The organism is Paraburkholderia xenovorans (genome assembly GCF_046030735.1).
In the GTDB taxonomy this organism is placed as follows: domain Bacteria; phylum Pseudomonadota; class Gammaproteobacteria; order Burkholderiales; family Burkholderiaceae; genus Paraburkholderia; species Paraburkholderia xenovorans_A.
The window spans coordinates 55,764-73,259 of sequence record NZ_JAQQBV010000027.1 but is presented as its reverse complement, the minus strand read 5'-3'; the positions used below and the strand labels follow the sequence as shown (position 1 = coordinate 73,259).

The following is a 17,496-nucleotide window of genomic DNA, read 5'->3' as shown; positions in this document are numbered from 1 at the left end:
CGCCGAGCCGCGTATGAATGACGAACCGGACAACGACATGCACAAGAAAACTGCGACATGGGTCACGGCAGCGGTACTGGCTTCAGTCGCCGCGCCGATCCTCGCAAAGAACCAGCCCGCGCACGCGACAGCCGCCACCGCGTCGGTACCCGGCCCCGTCGCCGGCTACGCGATCTCGGAGGAGTACGCGCGCCTCGTCGCGCGCCAGACCTACTTCTGGGCGTGGCCGCTCGTGAACGTCTACGGCCGCCTGCTGGCGATGAAGCAGGTGCCGCAGCCGGGCCTGAACGGCGGCATCGTGCCGGTCGCGCCGCCCAATCATCTGTCGATGCTGCGCGACTATATCCAGCCGCAGGAGCGTTTTGTCGCGTGCCCGAATCAGGATGTCGTGTACGGCTCCGCGATCCTCGATCTGAACCAGACGCCGGTGGTCGTGCAGGTGCCGGACTTCGGCAAACGCTTCTGGGTGTATCAGGCGGTCGATCTGCGCACCGACGGCTTCGCGAGCCTCGGCAAGATGTACGGCACGCGGCCGGGCTTCTACTTGCTGGCCGGTCCCGACTGGCACGGCCAGGTGCCGAAGGGCATTCGCCAGGTGTTCCGTTCGCCGACGGGCGTCGGCAGTTTCATTCCGCGCGTCTTCATGGACGACACGCCGGAAGATCGCGCGGCGGTGCAGTCGGTGATCGCCAAAATCGGCCTGTATCCGCTTGCGGAATACGACGGCCAGGTGAAGGAAACGGACTGGTCGAAGCTGCCGAGTTTCGGCTCGGCGGGTGACAACGCGGAGGAAATCCGCTGGGTCGATCCGAAGCGTTTCTGGGACGAACTGCCGACGGTGCTCGACGCCGCTCCGCCGCAACGCGGCGAGGAAGCACTGTACGCGCAGGCGCGCGCGGTGCTCGCGGCGGCGCGGCAAGACCCGGCGCTCAAGGCCGCGATCGTCGACGAAGCCGGCAAGGCCGACCGCGAACTGGTCACGCCGCTCTTCGACTTCAACACGTTCGGCAAGCGCTTGCCCGCCAACTGGAACACGATCAGCAACGGCGCGGCGTTCGGCACCGACTACTTCACGCGCACGGCGGTGGCGAAGTCGAACATCTTCGTGAACAAGCCGAACGAGACCAAGTATTTCTACGCCGACGCCGATGCATCCGGGCAGCGTCTGGATGGCAATGCGCGTTACACGGTGACCTTTTCTCCTGATCAGTTGCCCCCGGTCAAAGGCTTCTGGTCGCTCACTCTGTATAACTCGCACCACTTTTTCTCACCGAACGCGCAGAACCGTTATTCGCTCGGTACGAAGAACAAGGGGCTCAAATTCAACGCCGACGGGTCGCTGACGATCTACGTGCAGAACACGAGCCCCGGCGAAGACAAACTCGCGAACTGGCTGCCCGCGCCGGCCAATGAGGCGTTTTCGCTGTACGTGCGCGCCTATTGGCCGCAACAGGCGGCGCTCGACGGCAGCTGGACGCCGCCGCCGGTGAAGCGGGAGCCGTAAGAACATTGCGCCGTAGCGCGAGCCAAGCACTACGGCGCAACGTGCCGACGATTCCGCCGCGCATGAGTCCATTGCGCACTATTTATAAGGATCACTATGAATCGCCCAGACCTTTCATTCGCAAGCAGCACGCTTGCCATCAGGTTGAGTATCGGCGCGCTTCTTACCACGGCCGCCCTCGGCCTGACACAGCAGGCGCTCGCGACCGAAGGTGGCATCGGCAGACCGATCACCGGCCAGCAGATCACGCCGTATGCGGGCGTCGTACCGCCCACCAGCGACTGGATCGTGTCGGCGACCACGATCTACTACGAAGGCTCGCTCGGCGCGAGCAAGAGCATTCCGATCGCCGGGACGATCACGGCGGGCGTCGACGTGACCGCGGTGTACACGATCCTCAGTGCGGTGAAGACGTGGGGCATCACGGTGGGCGGCTGGAACTTCGCGTCGGCGTTCGGCGTGCCGCTCCAGTACACCGATATCTCGTCGTTTCACGGCCGCTTGCCGAACGACCACGGCACGCAGTTCGCCGACCTGTTCTTCACGCCGGTCGTCGCCGGTTATCACCTGACCAAAACCGACCACATCGCCTTCAGCGTGCAGATCTACGCGCCGACCGGCGCCTACAGTTCGAGCCGGCTCGCGAACGCCGGCCAGAACACGTGGACCTTCACGCCGACAGTCGCCTATACGAAGCTCTTTCCGAAAGAAGAGATCGAGTTGTCGTTGAACTACGGCGTCGGTTTCTACACGCCCAATAACGACACGCACTATCACAACGCGCCGGTCAGCGTGCTCGATCTGCTCGCGCTCAAGCGCTTCGGCAACGGCTGGGGCGTGGGCGTGGTGGGCGGCTATATCCAGCAGCTCGGTCACGACAGCGGCGGCCTGGCCGACGTGTCCGGTGGCAATCAGGGCCATTCGGTCGGCATCGGTCCGATGGTCACGTGGTCGGGGAAGGTGCAGAAAACGCCGGTGTCCGCGTCGTTGCGCTGGGTCAACGAGTTCAACGTCAGCAACCGGCCGAAGGGCAACGCGGTGGAGTTGTCGGTGAGCGCGACCTTCCAGTAGTGCCTCGCGACCGGCACGCGTGGCCGCATCGAAACAAGCTGTGATTGAGAAGTGTTTTTTGGGTCGGCAGCGCTTTGCCGACGTTGTGTTGATTTGAGGAAATGACGATGGAAAAACAAAAATACGGTCAGCGATTCACCGCTGTCGCGCTCGCTGTTGCTGCGCTCTGTACGACACACGCAGCGTTATCCCAAACCCCGGTGCCGAACAAGGACGCCACCGACTTCACGAAGCGCGACAACGCGGCGGTTTATCAACAACTGCCGTTCAGCGACAAGCAGGACTTTGAAGACGCGCAACGCGGCTTCATCGCGACGATCCCGAACGGCGTCATCAAAACCGATGACGGCGGCACCAGCTGGGACCTGAACAAGTACAAGTTCCTGCAAGGCACGGCGCCGGATACGGTGAACCCAAGCTTGTGGCGCAACGCGCAGCTCAACATGTACAACGGCCTGTTCAAGGTCACCGATCACGTGTACCAGGTGCGTGGCCTCGATCTCGCGAACATGACGATCGTCGAAGGCGACGACGGCATCATCATCATCGACGTGCTGGTGACGAGGGAGGCCGCACGCGCCGCGCTCGATCTGTACTACCAGCATCGTCCGAAGAAGCCGGTGCTCGCAGTGATCTACACGCATAGTCACGCAGACCACTACGGCGGCGTGAAGGGCGTGGTCGATGAAGCGGACGTGAAGAGCGGCAAGGTGAAAATCATCGCGCCGGAAGGCTTCCTCGCCGAAGCCGTCAGCGAAAACGTGTTCGCCGGCAATGCGATGGGCCGACGCACGCTCTATCAGTACGGCGCATTCCTGCCGCCGAGCCCGCGCGGCCAGGTCGATGCGGGCCTCGGCAAGACCACGTCGTTCGGCACGCTCGGCCTGATCGCGCCGACCGACACGATCAGCAAAACCGGCGAGACGCGCACGATTGGCGGCGTGCAGTTCGAATTCCAGATGGCGCCCGGCACGGAAGCGCCGTCGGAAATGCTGATCTATATGCCGCAATTCAAGGTGCTCGATACCGCCGAAGACACGACGCATACGCTGCACAACCTGTACACGCTGCGCGGCGCCCAGGTGCGCGACGCATCGAACTGGTGGAAGGTGCTTAACGAGGCGATCGTGCGTTACGGCGACAGGACCGACGTCGTGATCTCGCAGCATCAATGGCCGACATGGGGCCAGGAGCGCGTGGTCAGCTATATCGCCGGCACGCGCGACATGTTCAAGTACATCCACGATCAGTCGTTGCGCCTCGCGAACGAGGGCTACACGATGACCGAGATCGGCGAGCAGATCCAGGTGCCCGATACGATCGGCAAGAAGTGGTACAACCGCGGCTATTACGGCTCGGTGAATCACGATTCGAAGGCCGTGTACCAACGCTATCTCGGCTGGTACGACTCGAACCCCGCGAACCTGCATCCGCTGCCGCCGGAGCAGGAGTCGAAGGAATTCGTACGCTACATGGGCGGCGCGGATGCGGTGATCGCGAAAGCGAAACAGGACTTCGCGCAGGGCAATTACCGCTGGGTCGCGACCGCGCTGAACAAGGTCGTGTTCGCCGATCCGGACAACAAGGTGGCGCGCAATCTCGAAGCCGATGCGCTCGAACAGCTCGGCTATCAGACCGAGAATCCGACGTGGCGCAACGAGTATCTGATGAGCGCATTCGAACTGCGCAACGGCGTGCCGAAGGTGCCGGGTGTGAATACGGTGACGCCGGATGCGGTCGCCGCGATGAGCCCGTCGCTGTTGCTCGACTACATGGGCATTCGCCTGAACGGTCCGAAGGCGAGCGGCAAGCACACCACGATTAACTGGGATCTCGGCAACGGCGAGAAGTACGCAATCGAGTTGCGCAATTCGGTGCTGATCTACACGCCGAACGCGACGCTGCCGAACGCCGACGCCACGCTCACCGCGAGCAAGGACGACTTCGCATCGCTGCTGATGGGCGGCCAGACGCTCGACAAGCAAACGCAGTCGGGCAACGCAAAGGTAGCCGGCGATCAGCAGAAGGTGGCGGAGTTGTTCGGCATGCTGGATAGCTTCAATCCGATGTTCAACATCGTGACGCCGTAACGATCCGCGTTGCGCAAATGCGCGGCCGGTTTGCCTGCGGGGGGGGCGGGCCGGCCGCGTCGACGGTCTCGAATTACCGATTTCGACGGAGGAGTCGCGCGTCATGAGAACTTCCATCAAGCGATCTTTGCTGTTGCTCGCCGGCGTTTGCACGTCGCTGACGCTGACGTTGGCGACGCCCGCGCAGGCGCTCGCGGCTGCCGCCGTGCGGCCCGCGGCCGAGCCGCTGCCGACCGTGTGGCCACGCGACTTCGATAGCGCGCAACAGCGCATCGAGCTGTATCAGCCGCAGGTGGAAGTGTGGCAAGGCAACCATATCGAAGGCCGCGCGGCGTTCGCCGTCGGCGCGCAGGGTGCGACGCCGAACTACGGCGTCGCGCATTTCGTCGCACGGGCCGAAGTCGATAAGACCAGCGCGACCGTGCAACTGCTCGACATCGTGATCGATCAGGTGGACATGCCCGCCACGCCCGCTGCCGCCGCCGAGGTAAAAACGGCGCTGCAGGCGCGGATTCCGAAAGACGGACTTACCACCTCGCTCGAACAGTTGCAGGCGAGCTATGCCAGCACGCACGAAGGCGGCGCGCCCGGCCTCGCCGTGCAGAACGACGTGCCCAACATCATCTTCGCCGAACGACCGACGCTGCTGGTACTTGTCGACGGCGACGCGAACTGGCGCGCGCTCGGCGGCACGCCCTATCAACGGCTGATCAACACGCGCGCGATGCTGCTCAAGGATCAGAACGGCACGTTGCATCTGAACGCTGCGGGGTACTGGTACGAAGCGCCGTCGCTCGACGGTCCGTGGCATCCGGACGCGACGCCGTCGCAAGCGCTGGTGAGCGCAGCAAAGAGCGCGCAAGCCAATCTGAAGTCCGATCCGCTGCTGCCCGCCGATGGCAAGCGACCTGCGCAGGCGCCCGACGTCGTGGTCGCCGCGCAGCCGGCCGAACTCGTGGTGACGAACGGCAAGCCGGCGCTGCAACCAGTGCGGGGCGTCGATCTGCTCGCCGTGTCCAATGCCGATCACGCGCTCTTCGTCGAGCCGCGCGACGACCGTTATTACCTGCTGCTGTCCGGCCGCTGGTTCAGCGCGGCGGCATTGAGCGGACCGTGGACGTTCGTCGACGGCAAGAGTTTGCCCGCCGATTTCGCGAAGATCGCCGCGGACGACCCGCACGCGAACGCGCTCGTCTCCGTGCCCGGCACGCCGCAGGCGAAAGAGGCCGCGATTGCCGCGACCATTCCGCAGACGGCCACCGTGTCGCGCAAAACCGCAACGCTGAAGGTGGTCTACGACGGCGTACCGAAGTTCGTCGGCATTGCAGGTACTTCGCTGTCGTATGCGGTGAACACGGCGACGCCGGTGATCCAGACCGGCGCATCGCAATTCTTTGCGGTCGCGAACGGCATCTGGTTCACCGCGAGCGCGCCGGGCGGACCGTGGCGCGTCGCCGATACCGTGCCGCCCGCGATCTACACGATCCCGGCGGCGTCGCCCGTGCATTACGTGACCTACGTGCACGTTTATTCGGCGACGCCGGATACGGTGGTGGTCGGCTATACGCCGGGTTACCTCGGCGTGGTGGTCAACCCGGACGGCACCGTGGTGTACGGCACCGGCTATGTGTACGCGCCGTACGTCGGCGACGTGTACTACGGCTATCCGGCCACGTATGGCTATGGCGCGGGTTTCGCGCTCGGCACGACGGTGGGCTTTGCATTCGGCTTTGCGATCGGCGCGACGTGGGGCGCGGCGTCGCCCTACTGGGGACCGTATTGGGGCGGCGGCCCGTGGAGCTGGCAATACGCGAACGTCAACCAGGCGAATATCTACGGCCGCTGGGGGCAGGGCACGGTGACCCATGCGAATGGCTGGAACGGCTGGACCGGCAATAGCTGGACCGGCACGGCCGCATCCGGTTTCAATCCGTACACGGGCGGGCACTTCCAGGCGAGCCGCGGCGCGGTCGAGAACGCGTACAACGGCAACTACGCAGCGGGACGGCAAGGCTCGTTCAGCAATCCCGCAACGGGACGCTCAGGCGCTGCGCGCGGCGGCGTGGCCAGCAACGAGGGCACTGGCGATTACGCGGCCGGACGGCAGCGCGCGGGTTACAACGCGCAGACCGGTAGATACGGTGCGGCCGAAGCCGGCGTGACCGGCAACGCGTATTCAGGCGATCACGAAGCGGGCACCAGGGGCGTCGTCGGCAATCGGGACACCGGCAAGGCTGTCGCGTGGAATAACGGCAACGTGTATGCGGGCAGCGACGGGAATGTGTACCGGCATCAGCAGGGCGGCGGCTGGCAGGAGCACAGTGCGGACGGCTGGCAACCGGTACAGCCGAACGCGAGTCAGACGCAGCGGCTCGACTCGCTGCGCCAGGGGCACGATCTGGGCAATGCGCGGGCGAGCGGGCAGTTCCAGCAGTTTCAGGGACGGCGGTTTGGGGGAGGTGGGGGCGGGCGGTTCAGGCGGTGAGGTGAATACCGGCGCGAGCATCGGCGCGCGCCGGTATTCACCGGCAATTCGCTCAGGCGGGCGCTCGCTTGATCAGCAACGCGTGTCCATTCAGGTTGTGAATGAACAGGCCGTCCTGATGGCGTGCGACGATTTCGTTGATCGCCTGATTCGCACCTTCGCAGCCGAAGATCGCATAGTCGTCGAACACGACGATTCCGTTCGGCTGCACGTTCGGCCAGATCGCTTCGAAAGACTGTTTGACCGAGTGATACGAGTCGACGTCGATGTGCGCGAGGCACACCTTCGCAGGCAGCGCCGCCAGCGTGTCGTCGGGGAAAATACCGCTGTGAATATCGCACCGCGCGCGGGCCGCAGAGAACAGATCCCTGACGATCTGCACGTCCGTATCGGCGTGCTCGCCGCCGGAATACAGCGTGTCGAACTCGGGATCGCACTTCGCGACGCCGCTGAACGTATCGAACAGATGCGCTGTTTTCTCGGGCAACGCGTGCGCGATCAACGCTGCGGTGCCTCCACGCCAGACGCCGATCTCGACGATGTCGCCCGCAACTCCGCGGCATTGCTGGGCCAGCCGCCACAGTTCGTAGCACCGGTAGATATCGACCATCGTGCATGCCTTGACGATTCCGTAGATGGCCTGAAACGGCTCGTCATCCAGCCACGGCGAGTAGCTCGCAAACGGAATGATCTGTGAATGGCTACAGCCTTCTTTCAGCGACTCGAAGCGCGTTTGCCTCATGCGATTGAGCAGATCCTGGCGCTCCGCGCGCAGCACGCGCAGGAAATCGGGTGATGTTTTTTCCATGAGGGCGGCTCTTTAGACTGAGGTGGGCACTTTTTGCCAGACTTGGTACTTTGGCGGAATGACAGAACGCCGGCCAAACCCGACAGAGGTTTCGGATGAAGAGTGACGCTTTACGGATGTATTAGTGGCGCTGTCTTCACCGCACGGAAGGAATTGTCATTCCGAACTGACGCCCACACTTTGCGACGATAACAGACATTGAAGCTAATTAACTTCACCGAATACATGGGGTTCTTCCCCGCTATTTGATCCTTTGTCGATCAGTGTCTCGTACTACGCTTCGTTGAAGTGGGTAGCCGCTATGAGGACTTCGCCACTTCGACTAGTCAAACGATGCATATCGGGCGACACTCCAACAGAAGATTAACGAATGAAAATACTGACGAAACTGACAATTGCCCTCGCAATCGGAATGACTTGCGCAAGTGCCACTTTTGCTGACACGACCTCGCCGGTCGGCTATTGGCAAGTTAGTACTTATCATGAACCAGGCGGTACGCCTTTTACGACCCAGATGGTTTGCCTCCAGCCCGGTAATACCTGGTATTCGACCACGCAACACGCATGGAACGGCGACTGGTTCCAGAACGGCAGTCTGGTTCAATGGTATGGCAACGTCCCAGTCGGTTCCATTACGCTGGCGACGATCGGCATGGGACAATTGACAACTGCCACGACTATGTCGGGCGAATACGCCGAATGGAGTACTCCTCAAACTCCGCTGTCGTGGGATAGGCACTCTACTTACGTTATGGTTTTTCAAGGCGCGGCTTGCCCTGCGCCGGCCTGAAGAACCTCTAATCCGAATCCGTATTGCGACCGGGCAATTGCCCGGTCTTCCGAAGAACTTTCTTAGTACCTCGTGTTTCGTTACAAAGCGAAAGGCAGGTCTGCATTTCGTTGCCTTCGCCTGCTCACGCTTGTAGGCGTCGCTGACTGTTCAATGCACCTAACATCCTTTTAGCGAATGAAAAATTCGACCATATCCACATCCAGCACGGGAATCGGAAGTCGCTTCGCGACGTCCATCCGTTCGGGAAAGTGATTGTCGATAAAGATCGAGGTCGGTGTCATGTGGTCGGCCTTCGACTCGCCGTCGGCCACGACGATGATCCTGTCGAACAGGCCGATGTCGATGCGCGCGTTCGCGAGCGTTTGCGCGACGTCGAACTTGTGGCGGGTAATCAGGTTGATCTTCTTGCCGGCCGCGAGCGATTGATACAGGAACGCCATCGTTTGAGGGACGGCGAATCCGTTCAGAATCAACGTGTCGTCGAGATCGACGAACACGGTGTCGTATTCGAAATCGAGCGACGCGCGCGTGGCGATATTGCGCTCCACTAGCGTGACGTGCGGACTGGGCAGCGCAATCAGGTCGCGCTCAAGAAAGTCCTGAACTGCCATCAAAGGCAGATTGATGCCGGCCGCGCGCTGCGCGACCATCGTGCCGGCCACGCGGCAGGAAATTTCGAGCAGCTTCCATTGGCCGTTCCGGTCGGCTTTGAGCTGGAAGAACCACGGCCCGCGCATGCGCACGCGGTTATTGATTTCTCGCGCAATGCCGTCGATTTCCGGCGTCAGCTTCAGCAGGCGCGAACGCATGGTGATTCCCGCACGCACGCGCTCGCGCGTGCGCGGGCCAGCCCAGACGAGCCGCCGTTTTCTGTCGCTGAAACAGTCGACGGTTATTTCGTCGCCGGGCAGGTACTCCACCAGAATCGGGTGGTCCGTATTCTTCAAAACCTCGCGAGCTTGCTGCGGCGTGTGGACAAGCGTCACACCCTGACCGCCCTGGCCCAGATCGGGTTTGACGATGATCGGCCAGTCGGACACTTCTTCGACCGATGAGAACACCCGCGGCGTCCACGTCGAATCCGCGAAGAGCCGGTAAGTCTCGCTTTTGCGGCGCGCGATCGCCGCGCTTTCAGGCGCTCCGTTCACGAGGGCAACGCCCATTTGCTGCGCGCGCGTCGCAAGATAGTCGAGCACCGTGTCGTGGGTCGCGAACACCATATCGATGTCGAGATCGGTGAGAAGTCGCGAGAACACGGCATCGAACTGCGGGTCGCTGATCTTCGGCAGACCGCCGGTGTAACGCTCGAACCGGAAGCGGCCGTGATCATCCACGCTAGACGCACCGAACAACTCGACGTGCAACGAGTAGCGAAGTGCCTGATGAATCTCGGCCGCGTTTTCCGAACCGCAGGGAAAGACCAGGACCCTGACCTTCTTGTTCATATCCACAGGCTCTTTTTTAAAGATCGTCGCCGCGTTCGCAGATCACGTAGATGCTCGAACACAGGTCCGGGTACACGCGCCCGAGTTCGAAGCAACCGTCGAGATACTCTTTCGTGATGATGCCCGCCGCCAGTGCCGCGTCCATCTGGAAGTTCGCCAGACCTTTGAACACCACGCCGCCGTGCGTGACCGGTCGCAAATGGGCCGCGCGCAAATCTGCGGTCAGCGTATCGAGCGAATAGGTCGCACGATGACCGTGTGCGGCCTCTGCCTCGGTAACCGCCGCCGCATGTTTGATCAGTCCCATGCCGACCGCGATCTGCCGCGACGCGGCGCGTGCATTCGGTGTCGCGACGAACAGGCGGCCGCGCCCGGAAAGCCACTGGCGAATGCGGCCCAGCACCTGAACGGAATGGTCGAGATGTTCGAGTGTATGGATCAGGAAAATGTTGTCGTAGCGCTCGCCGGGTTCGAATGTCTCGAAGGTCGAGTGATGAAACCTGACGGCGTCACCCACATTGTTCGCGGCGATCGCGATGCAGTCCGACGACGCTTCGACCACTTCGACGGTCGCGAACCGCTGCAGCAGTTTTTTAGTGAAGTTGCCTTCGAAGCAACCCAGCTCGAGCGTCTTGCCCGCCACAAAGAACGGCGCGAAGGTCTTGAGCATGTAGTCATGCATCAGGTAGTCGAAGCCGTAGTTGTATTGGCGATCCGCGTGATCTTTGGCTTCGGCGTTGTAGTCTCGGCTCACGATGTCAGTCCTGTCCACGTTGATAGGTGCGCTGCTCGAGCGGAACATAAAATTCCTCGAGCGAGGCGGGCACTCGGGCGTTGAAGCCGATCGCCTGCCGCAGGTAGGGGCTGCATTCTTTCGCGTTGCCGTAGCCGAAGAGCCGCGGATAGTCGGCCTGCTGTTTGAACGAGGGAACGGTGAACGTGAGTGTCAACGCCCTTCGTGGCAACTGCGTCCGATTTGAACCGGCGGCATGCCAGATCCGCGAGTCGAACAGCAACAGCGAACCGCGTTGACCGGTGACACGCGCGGCGTGCGGGAAAAAATCGTCGTCGGCGGGTCTGTCGACCCGATGATGCGAACCGGAGAGGATGTACGTCGCGCCGTTGTCCTCGGTGAAATCGTCGAGCATCACGAGCGTGTTCAGCATGAAGCGCTTGGTGCTCGAATGAAACCGGATGTCCCGGTGCACATTGTGCGCATAGGTCTTCAGATCGAACCCGTTGATGATGCCGCCGTACGAATTGAGAATGTAGTTGCCTTCGAAAAAGCCTTTCATCAGCGGGTCCATTTTCTCGAAACGGGACAGCAGCTCGACATAGCAGGGAGCGTCAGCCAGCAGATGATGCGACGTGCCTTCGCAGTTCTCCATCACGCCGTTGCTCACGCGGATCCGGTCGCGCAGTGCGAGCGACGGCACGAGTGCGTCGTTCAGCGTGTCGATGAGTTCGGACTCGATCAGGTTCGGCACGACCGTCCAGCCCTGCGTCGCGAGTTCGTTTTCGTGGTGAGTAAGAAGCGTGTTCATGGATGATGTCACCGGGCGAGGACGAGTTCTGCGATCTCGTCCAGTTGTGTCAATGAGAGTCGTTGGTCGCACGGCAGGAAGAGCGTTGTGCGCGCCAGTTGCGCTTCGAATTCGGGCACCGATTCGCCAGCAGCGATTTCGGGCCAGTATCTCGGCGTATAAATGCGCTTCGAGATCAGTTTCGCTTGCAGATGGCCGGCGTTGTTCAGATACGGATAGCAAAGCGGCACGTTGTCGTCGGCCGGTTCGACAGGAAACGCGTTGTCGTGGCCCAGCTTCTCGTGAAGGTAGGCAAAATGGGCGACGCGTCTCGCGCGAACATCCGCGTAATCGATGCTGCTCAGGATCCGTTGCGTGAGCCTCGACATGCGCTTCGGCTCCTGGCGCTTCAAACTTTCCTCGGCGGTGGTGTAGTCCGCGTAGCCGGACTCGGCGCCTGCATCGATTCGTTGCAGCAAATGCGCAAAGCGTTGTGACGAGGTGAGGTCGATTTCAGCGGGTTCAGGCACTGCGCGATTCGTGACCAGATATCCGCCATCCGGCACGCCGACAAATTTCCGCGGAGAGTAGACGGTGGCTGCGCACTCGCGCGGCGCCGCAAAAAAAGCCTGCGCGTTGTCGATCACGACACGGTCGCGTGGAAAACGCGCGAGCACGTCGTCGACGCTCCGGCCGGAAATGCCGAAGTAGTTCACGTACAGCAGCCATTCGCCGTCCGCGAGCGTGACGGACTTTACGCGTAGCTGCGCATCGATCTCATATCGCCTGATCGGAATGCCGGCCATCAAGACCGGTTCGACCATGCTCTCGCATAGATACCAGGGCATCCAGATCGCGCTGGGCCGGCATGCACGCAATAGCGCGAGCAACGCGGCGCGCGCCGACTGAAAGCGCAGTGCGTCACGGTGCAACTCGGTACGGTCGCGTGACAGTTCCAGTTCGAGATAGCCGCCGATAGCGTCTGCGTTCATGCTTGCACCGGTTCCGTCAGCATCGCTTTGACCTGATCGGCGCTGTTGAACATCAGCGCATCGACGATCGAGAGGCCCGGATGAAATGTGTCGCCGAACTGGCGATAGGCGCCCAGGTTCGGTTCAATGAAGCTCAGCTCGACGCCACGCGCGGCGAAATCCTTGCGCTCGTACAGCGCCTGACCGCCGGGCAAGTTCACATAAGCGTCCGCGCATTCCTTCGTACAGATATCGAGCACGCGATCCACGCCGTTCAACGCGGCGTTTCTGTATTGCGTCGACGACGGCACGAAGTCCGTGCCGATCTGCAGATATCGCGCGGTTTCGATCACGCTGCGCGAGGCCAGCGTGGCGACATTGGTGGTCGTGGAATTCAGAACGTCGCCGATCAGTTCGCTCACGCGCGCATAGTGGGGCGCCTTCGCATAGCCGTGGCGAATCGCTTCGAGCATTTTTCGCAGCCACTGCTCGCGCGGCTGCACGTCGACTTCGTTGATCTTGCGCGACGGGCTTGCGCCGGCAAGCGGTACGGTGAAGTAGCGCACGCTGTCGCCGAGCAGGATCCGGTTCCGGTTGATCCAGCCGTTCTTGATGTAATTCACGTCGTCGTAAAAGACGAACTTATCGACAGCCGCGACCAACTGAAAGTAGCCCAGATAGGGAAACAGATACGGCTGCATGATGGCGAGCTTCACAATCAGCGACCTTTGACGATGCTCACGATCCGTTCAATATTGCTGTCCGACAACGCCGGATAGATCGGCAGGCACAACACTTTCGACGAAGCGTCCGCCGCGACCGGCAGATTGCTGCGGTTCGCGGACGGCAGCCCGCGGTACATCGGGAATTCCGAAATCAGCGGATAGAAATAACGGCGTGCCCAGATTTCGTGGTCGCGCAGCTTCTGAAACAGCGCGTCGCGGCTCATCGAATATTCCGGTTCCACGAGGATCGGAAAATACGCGTGATTGGCCGCTGTTTGATTGCCGAGCGGCAGGCAACGGATACCGGGCACGTCGCTGAGCAGCGCGCGATAAGTCGCGTCGATTGCCTTGCGGCGTGCCAGTGCTTCGTCGATATGCTGCAATTGCAGCAGGCCGAACGCGGCATTGATCTCGCTCATCTTGCCGTTGATGCCAGGCGCCACGACCGTCACTTCGTCCACGTGGCCGAAGTTCTTCAGGTGGTCGATGCGTTGCTTGGTTTTCGCGTCCTGGCAGATGATCGCGCCGCCTTCGAACGTATTGAAGACCTTGGTGGCGTGAAAGCTGAGCACGGAGAGGTCGCCGTGTTCGAGCACGCTGCCCGTGGCCGTTTGCACGCCGAACGCATGCGCGGCATCGTAGATTATCTTCAGGTTGTAGTTGTCGGCGATCTTCTGGATCGCTTCGACTTCGCACGGATTGCCGTAGCAATGCACGGGCATGATCGCCGTGGTTTGCGGCGTGATGGCCGCTTCGATCTTCGCGGGATCGAGATTCAGCGTATGCGGTTCGACGTCGACGAACACCGGCTTGATGCCGTTCCACAGCAGCGAGTGCGCGGTCGCGACGAACGAATAGGGCGTCGTGATCACTTCACCGGTGATGCGCAGCGCCTGCAACGCGGTGACCAGCGCGAGCGTGCCGTTGGAAAACAGCGCGAGATGGCGCACGCCGAGGTATTCGCACAATGCGGCTTCGAGCTGGTGGTGAAACGGGCCGCCATTGGTCAGGATCTTGCTGTCCCAGATCTGCTGCAGATACGGAAGGAACTCTTCCAGCGGCGCAAGGTGCGGCTGGGTGACGTAGATCCGTTCTTCGGTTTGCGGCTGAATCGCGCGAAGCGGTATGGCAGCGTTCATTTCGTGTTCTCCGTTTCTGTCGACGGCGATGGTTCGGCGTGGGCGGCTACGTCGCTCGATACGTCGAGTGAAGTAGGCGCCTGACCGTCGCACCAGCGTTGCCACATGATTCGCAGCGCGCGCGACACGCCGGCGGCGACCATGTCCGGCCGGAACGCGGCCGAATTCGCGCAGCGCTCGCGCAGGCTGTTGCGCAGGCTTGCGAGCGCGTCAAGATCCGTCGCGAACGCGACACCCTTTGCGACGAAATCCTGCTTGTCCTTCGCGACAAAAGCCTCAAGGCCGGCGTGCGACAGCCACGCGGTAGCGGCTCTGCCCGGCACGGTGTCGCCTGCCATGGTGAGGGTCGGCACGCCCATCCACAGCGAATTCAACACTGTTGTCGAGCCGGTGTATGGGAACGTGTCGAGGCAGATGTCGACCTGGAAATGCTGTTGCAGGTAGACCGGAATGGACGAGCGCCGGCGGAAAATCAGGCGCTCGGACGCGATGCCTTCGTCAGCGAACCAGCCGGTCAGAAGCCGTTCGTCTTCGTCGTTCGCAATGGCGCCCAGCGACATCCGCGACAACGGAACCGCGCGCAGCAACTCCGCCCACAGCGCGATCACGTCGCGGCGCAGTTTGTTGAGCCGGTTGAAGCTGCCGAACGTGACGTAGCCGTTGTGCATCGCCGGCAGGATATTGACCGGCGGCGCGGCCTCTTCCGGCTTGAACGGCGCGGTGGCCGGCAGATGCACGATTTTTTCGGTGAACTGCGCTTCGGCCTCGCCGAAAGGCACCGAGAACCGGTCCGCGAAGTAGTAATCCATCGCGCTGAGACCGGTGGTCGCCGGATAGCCGATCCAGCTCACCTGAACCGGCGCAGGTTTGCGGGCGAACGTCAGAAGACGGTTGCGTCCGGTGTGCCCCGACAGATCGATCAGGATGTCGATCCGGTCATCGCGGATCCGGTTCGCGAGATGCGCGTCCGGCATGCCCGTGATCTGGTGCCATTCGTCGACGCAAGCGCGCAGCCGGTGCGTGAACTCGTCTTCAAGGATGTGGTTGCTGTACACATGCAGCGACAGGCTCTTATCCTGCGCCAGTTGCTCGAGAACGGGCAGCAGGTAAGACGCCACCGCGTGACGGAACAGGTCGCCGGAGGCGAGTCCGATTTTCAGCTTGCGGCCGGGTGTGCGTTTGTTGACGTGATTCGGCCACTGCGAGCGAACCGGCGCTTCGTGATGCTGCGCGAACTTCAGGTGCTCGGCGAAGATCGTGTCGTGACTGACGTCGGGATTGTGACTCAGCGCGAAGAGCAGGTTGTCCGCGGCGATCGCGTCTTTCGGGTTTTTCTCGACGGCAACGCGGAAGTTTTGCTCGGCTTCGGCAACCAGGCCCAGGTCCAGTTGCAGCACGCCGAGCGTGCTGTGCGCGTTGGAGTCGTCTGGCGCGAGTTCGATCGCGCGCCGCGCGGCCGCGAGACCTTCCGCCACCTGCCCCTGATGAACCAGCGTCATACCGAGGATACGCTGCGCTTCGGCATAGTCCGGATTGATTGCAAGGGCTTCACGGCAGGCTGCCGTGGCGTCCTTGAACATGCCTTTGAGCCGGAACGTATCGCCTAGCACCGCGCGGCATTCCAGTTCTTCCGGCAGCAGTTCGGCCGCTTTCTGCAAAGGCGCGAGTGCATCGTCGTAGCGGCCCAGACGGTGCAGTGAAATGCCGAGCCAACGCCATGTGTTGCCGTCGAGCGGAAAGCGTTGCGTGAGCGAACGGGCGAGCTTGACCGCTTCCGCGATCTGGCCGCGGTTGTACAGCGAAGTAAAACGCGTGGTTTCCTGCTGGCTCACCCGCCGTCCGGCGGCGATACTGGTTTTCGCGGCGGTGGGGGTGGCGGCTTGCGGCGCCGGCGAGTCGGATGCATCCGATGCAGCGGTGCCGGTTTCCGGCGTCGGCGTGTCGACTGCCACCGGCGTCATCGTGACGATCTTGCCCGGATTCGCCAGCCGCACGATCAGTCCGTCGACAGCCTTCCCTTTGACGCCGAATTTCTGCGCCAATTCCACCGCCAGCCACGCTGCGGCGGTCTGGTCCGCTTCGATCAGCGCGTTGATATAGCCGACCCAGTACTGGCCGTTGTTCGGTTTGATGCCGATGCACTGCTGAAAAAACGCCACGCCGTCCGCCGCGCGGGCGGTCTGCGTGAGCAGCACGCCGAGGTTGTATTGCACGTCGGCGTGGTTCGGCAGCGATTCGAGAATGATCCGATACAGCGCTTCGGCGTCGTCGAATTCGCCCTTGTGGTGATGGTCCAGCGCGGTTTGCAACACGAGCGCGATGTCCTGCTCGAGTTGTTGTTCGGGCGTCAGGTTTTCAGCCTGCGGCTGCTCGGAAAGGAGAGTCATGGTCTCAGCGCGGAATGATCTATGAGGAAATTGTGCGACGACGCACGTGTTTCCGATGCGCGGAGATGACGGTAAAAAGGCCGCCTGTTTAGCGTATGGAGCGGGCCGCCGGAGCCCGCCAGGCAAGAAAAAAGCCCGCACGAGGCGGGCCGAGGGAACGAGCGCGCCTTACTTCGGCACGTAGTTCTTATTGTTGGTTGGTGCGGCGTTCCGGCGGGTTTCCAGTGGACGGCCGCAAGCAGGTCGGGTCGCTTACAGGCGGGCCATACGCTGATATTCACTGGCGGCCTTCGTGCGTCCGATCGCTGCTTCGAACTCGATATGCAACTCGTTTTGCGTGACTTCCGCGTCGGCGAGCAACGCGGCGTCGATCGCCTGGATCCGGCGGATCATCTCGAGCGCAGCCGGTTCCTGATCGGCGCTGAGCGTCATCAGCAGGGGCGAGCGTTCCTCGGTGAGGCGCGCTGCTTCCTGCCAGTCGGCCAGCGACGCGGCCTGTTCGATTTCGCGCGTGATCGCCAGCAGGCGCTCGACCAATTCCGTCTGGTTCATATC

General features: G+C 62.0%; 14 protein-coding genes. 5 read left to right on the top strand and 9 right to left on the bottom strand.

Going from position 1 to position 17,496, the window contains the following annotated elements:
- Positions 1–13: 13 nt before the first annotated feature.
- The 4 genes from PQQ51_RS24395 to PQQ51_RS24380 all read left to right on the top strand — a co-directional run bounded on the left by PQQ51_RS24395 (position 14) and on the right by PQQ51_RS24380 (position 7,150).
- Positions 14–1,504 (top strand): DUF1254 domain-containing protein, encoded by a 1,491-nt coding sequence (locus PQQ51_RS24395; protein WP_408499430.1) that lies wholly within the window; start codon positions 14–16, stop codon positions 1,502–1,504.
- Positions 1,505–1,600: 96 nt separating this feature from the next.
- Positions 1,601–2,575, top strand: a complete 975-nt coding sequence (locus PQQ51_RS24390) for a SphA family protein (protein ID WP_408499429.1) — start codon at positions 1,601–1,603, stop codon at positions 2,573–2,575.
- A 107-nt stretch (positions 2,576–2,682) separates the two neighbouring features.
- Complete coding sequence (locus PQQ51_RS24385; RefSeq protein ID WP_408499428.1) at positions 2,683–4,665, top strand: alkyl/aryl-sulfatase; 1,983 nt, start codon at positions 2,683–2,685, stop codon at positions 4,663–4,665.
- A 103-nt stretch (positions 4,666–4,768) separates the two neighbouring features.
- Positions 4,769–7,150 (top strand): carbohydrate-binding family V/XII, encoded by a 2,382-nt coding sequence (locus PQQ51_RS24380; RefSeq protein ID WP_408499427.1) that lies wholly within the window; start codon positions 4,769–4,771, stop codon positions 7,148–7,150.
- Positions 7,151–7,202: 52 nt separating this feature from the next.
- Here the strand turns inward: PQQ51_RS24380 and PQQ51_RS24375 are convergent, their stop codons facing one another.
- Positions 7,203–7,958, bottom strand: a complete 756-nt coding sequence (locus PQQ51_RS24375) for a TylF/MycF/NovP-related O-methyltransferase (protein WP_408499426.1) — start codon at positions 7,956–7,958, stop codon at positions 7,203–7,205.
- A 370-nt stretch (positions 7,959–8,328) separates the two neighbouring features.
- Between PQQ51_RS24375 and PQQ51_RS24370 the strand changes: the two genes are divergently transcribed.
- On the top strand, positions 8,329–8,748 hold the full coding sequence (locus PQQ51_RS24370; protein WP_408499425.1) for a hypothetical protein: 420 nt from the start codon (positions 8,329–8,331) through the stop codon (positions 8,746–8,748).
- 170 nt (positions 8,749–8,918) lie between these two features.
- On the opposite strand, the gene PQQ51_RS24365 is transcribed toward PQQ51_RS24370, so the two are convergent.
- The 8 genes from PQQ51_RS24365 to fliT form a co-directional block, all read right to left on the bottom strand.
- Positions 8,919–10,196 (bottom strand): ATP-grasp domain-containing protein, encoded by a 1,278-nt coding sequence (locus PQQ51_RS24365; protein ID WP_408499424.1) that lies wholly within the window; start codon positions 10,194–10,196, stop codon positions 8,919–8,921.
- A 16-nt stretch (positions 10,197–10,212) separates the two neighbouring features.
- A complete protein-coding gene (locus PQQ51_RS24360) occupies positions 10,213–10,950 on the bottom strand; it encodes a class I SAM-dependent methyltransferase (RefSeq protein ID WP_408499423.1) in 738 nt (245 codons plus the stop codon).
- A 4-nt stretch (positions 10,951–10,954) separates the two neighbouring features.
- Positions 10,955–11,740 carry a phytanoyl-CoA dioxygenase family protein gene (locus PQQ51_RS24355; protein ID WP_408499422.1) on the bottom strand — a complete coding sequence of 262 codons (786 nt, stop codon included), beginning with the start codon at positions 11,738–11,740 and terminating at the stop codon, positions 10,955–10,957.
- Between the two features lie 8 nt (positions 11,741–11,748).
- Positions 11,749–12,711 carry a hypothetical protein gene (locus PQQ51_RS24350; protein WP_408499421.1) on the bottom strand — a complete coding sequence of 321 codons (963 nt, stop codon included), beginning with the start codon at positions 12,709–12,711 and terminating at the stop codon, positions 11,749–11,751.
- Positions 12,708–13,406, bottom strand: a complete 699-nt coding sequence (locus PQQ51_RS24345) for a WbqC family protein (protein WP_408499420.1) — start codon at positions 13,404–13,406, stop codon at positions 12,708–12,710. The genes PQQ51_RS24350 and PQQ51_RS24345 overlap by 4 nt, the downstream gene beginning before the upstream one ends.
- Before the next feature lie 2 nt (positions 13,407–13,408).
- Positions 13,409–14,554: a DegT/DnrJ/EryC1/StrS family aminotransferase gene (locus PQQ51_RS24340; RefSeq protein ID WP_408499419.1), complete on the bottom strand. Its 1,146-nt coding sequence runs from the start codon at positions 14,552–14,554 to the stop codon at positions 13,409–13,411.
- Positions 14,551–16,941 carry a tetratricopeptide repeat protein gene (locus PQQ51_RS24335; protein ID WP_408499418.1) on the bottom strand — a complete coding sequence of 797 codons (2,391 nt, stop codon included), beginning with the start codon at positions 16,939–16,941 and terminating at the stop codon, positions 14,551–14,553. The genes PQQ51_RS24340 and PQQ51_RS24335 overlap by 4 nt, the downstream gene beginning before the upstream one ends.
- 252 nt (positions 16,942–17,193) lie before the next feature.
- Entirely contained in the window at positions 17,194–17,493 is a 300-nt protein-coding gene (gene fliT / locus PQQ51_RS24330; protein WP_408499417.1) for a flagellar protein FliT, read from the bottom strand.
- Positions 17,494–17,496 lie beyond the last annotated feature (3 nt).

What these genes read in the sequence shown, in the direction of transcription:
- PQQ51_RS24395 (WP_408499430.1), top strand. Translation starts at nt 14, where the DNA reads ATGAATGACGAACCGGACAACGACATGCACAAGAAAACTGCGACATGG.
- PQQ51_RS24390 (WP_408499429.1), top strand. Translation starts at nt 1,601, where the DNA reads ATGAATCGCCCAGACCTTTCATTCGCAAGCAGCACGCTTGCCATCAGG.
- PQQ51_RS24385 (WP_408499428.1), top strand. Translation starts at nt 2,683, where the DNA reads ATGGAAAAACAAAAATACGGTCAGCGATTCACCGCTGTCGCGCTCGCT.
- PQQ51_RS24380 (WP_408499427.1), top strand. Translation starts at nt 4,769, where the DNA reads ATGAGAACTTCCATCAAGCGATCTTTGCTGTTGCTCGCCGGCGTTTGC.
- PQQ51_RS24375 (WP_408499426.1), bottom strand. Translation starts at nt 7,958, where the DNA reads ATGGAAAAAACATCACCCGATTTCCTGCGCGTGCTGCGCGCGGAGCGC.
- PQQ51_RS24370 (WP_408499425.1), top strand. Translation starts at nt 8,329, where the DNA reads ATGAAAATACTGACGAAACTGACAATTGCCCTCGCAATCGGAATGACT.
- PQQ51_RS24365 (WP_408499424.1), bottom strand. Translation starts at nt 10,196, where the DNA reads ATGAACAAGAAGGTCAGGGTCCTGGTCTTTCCCTGCGGTTCGGAAAAC.
- PQQ51_RS24355 (WP_408499422.1), bottom strand. Translation starts at nt 11,740, where the DNA reads ATGAACACGCTTCTTACTCACCACGAAAACGAACTCGCGACGCAGGGC.
- PQQ51_RS24350 (WP_408499421.1), bottom strand. Translation starts at nt 12,711, where the DNA reads ATGAACGCAGACGCTATCGGCGGCTATCTCGAACTGGAACTGTCACGC.
- PQQ51_RS24340 (WP_408499419.1), bottom strand. Translation starts at nt 14,554, where the DNA reads ATGAACGCTGCCATACCGCTTCGCGCGATTCAGCCGCAAACCGAAGAA.
- PQQ51_RS24335 (WP_408499418.1), bottom strand. Translation starts at nt 16,941, where the DNA reads ATGACTCTCCTTTCCGAGCAGCCGCAGGCTGAAAACCTGACGCCCGAA.
- fliT (WP_408499417.1), bottom strand. Translation starts at nt 17,493, where the DNA reads ATGAACCAGACGGAATTGGTCGAGCGCCTGCTGGCGATCACGCGCGAA.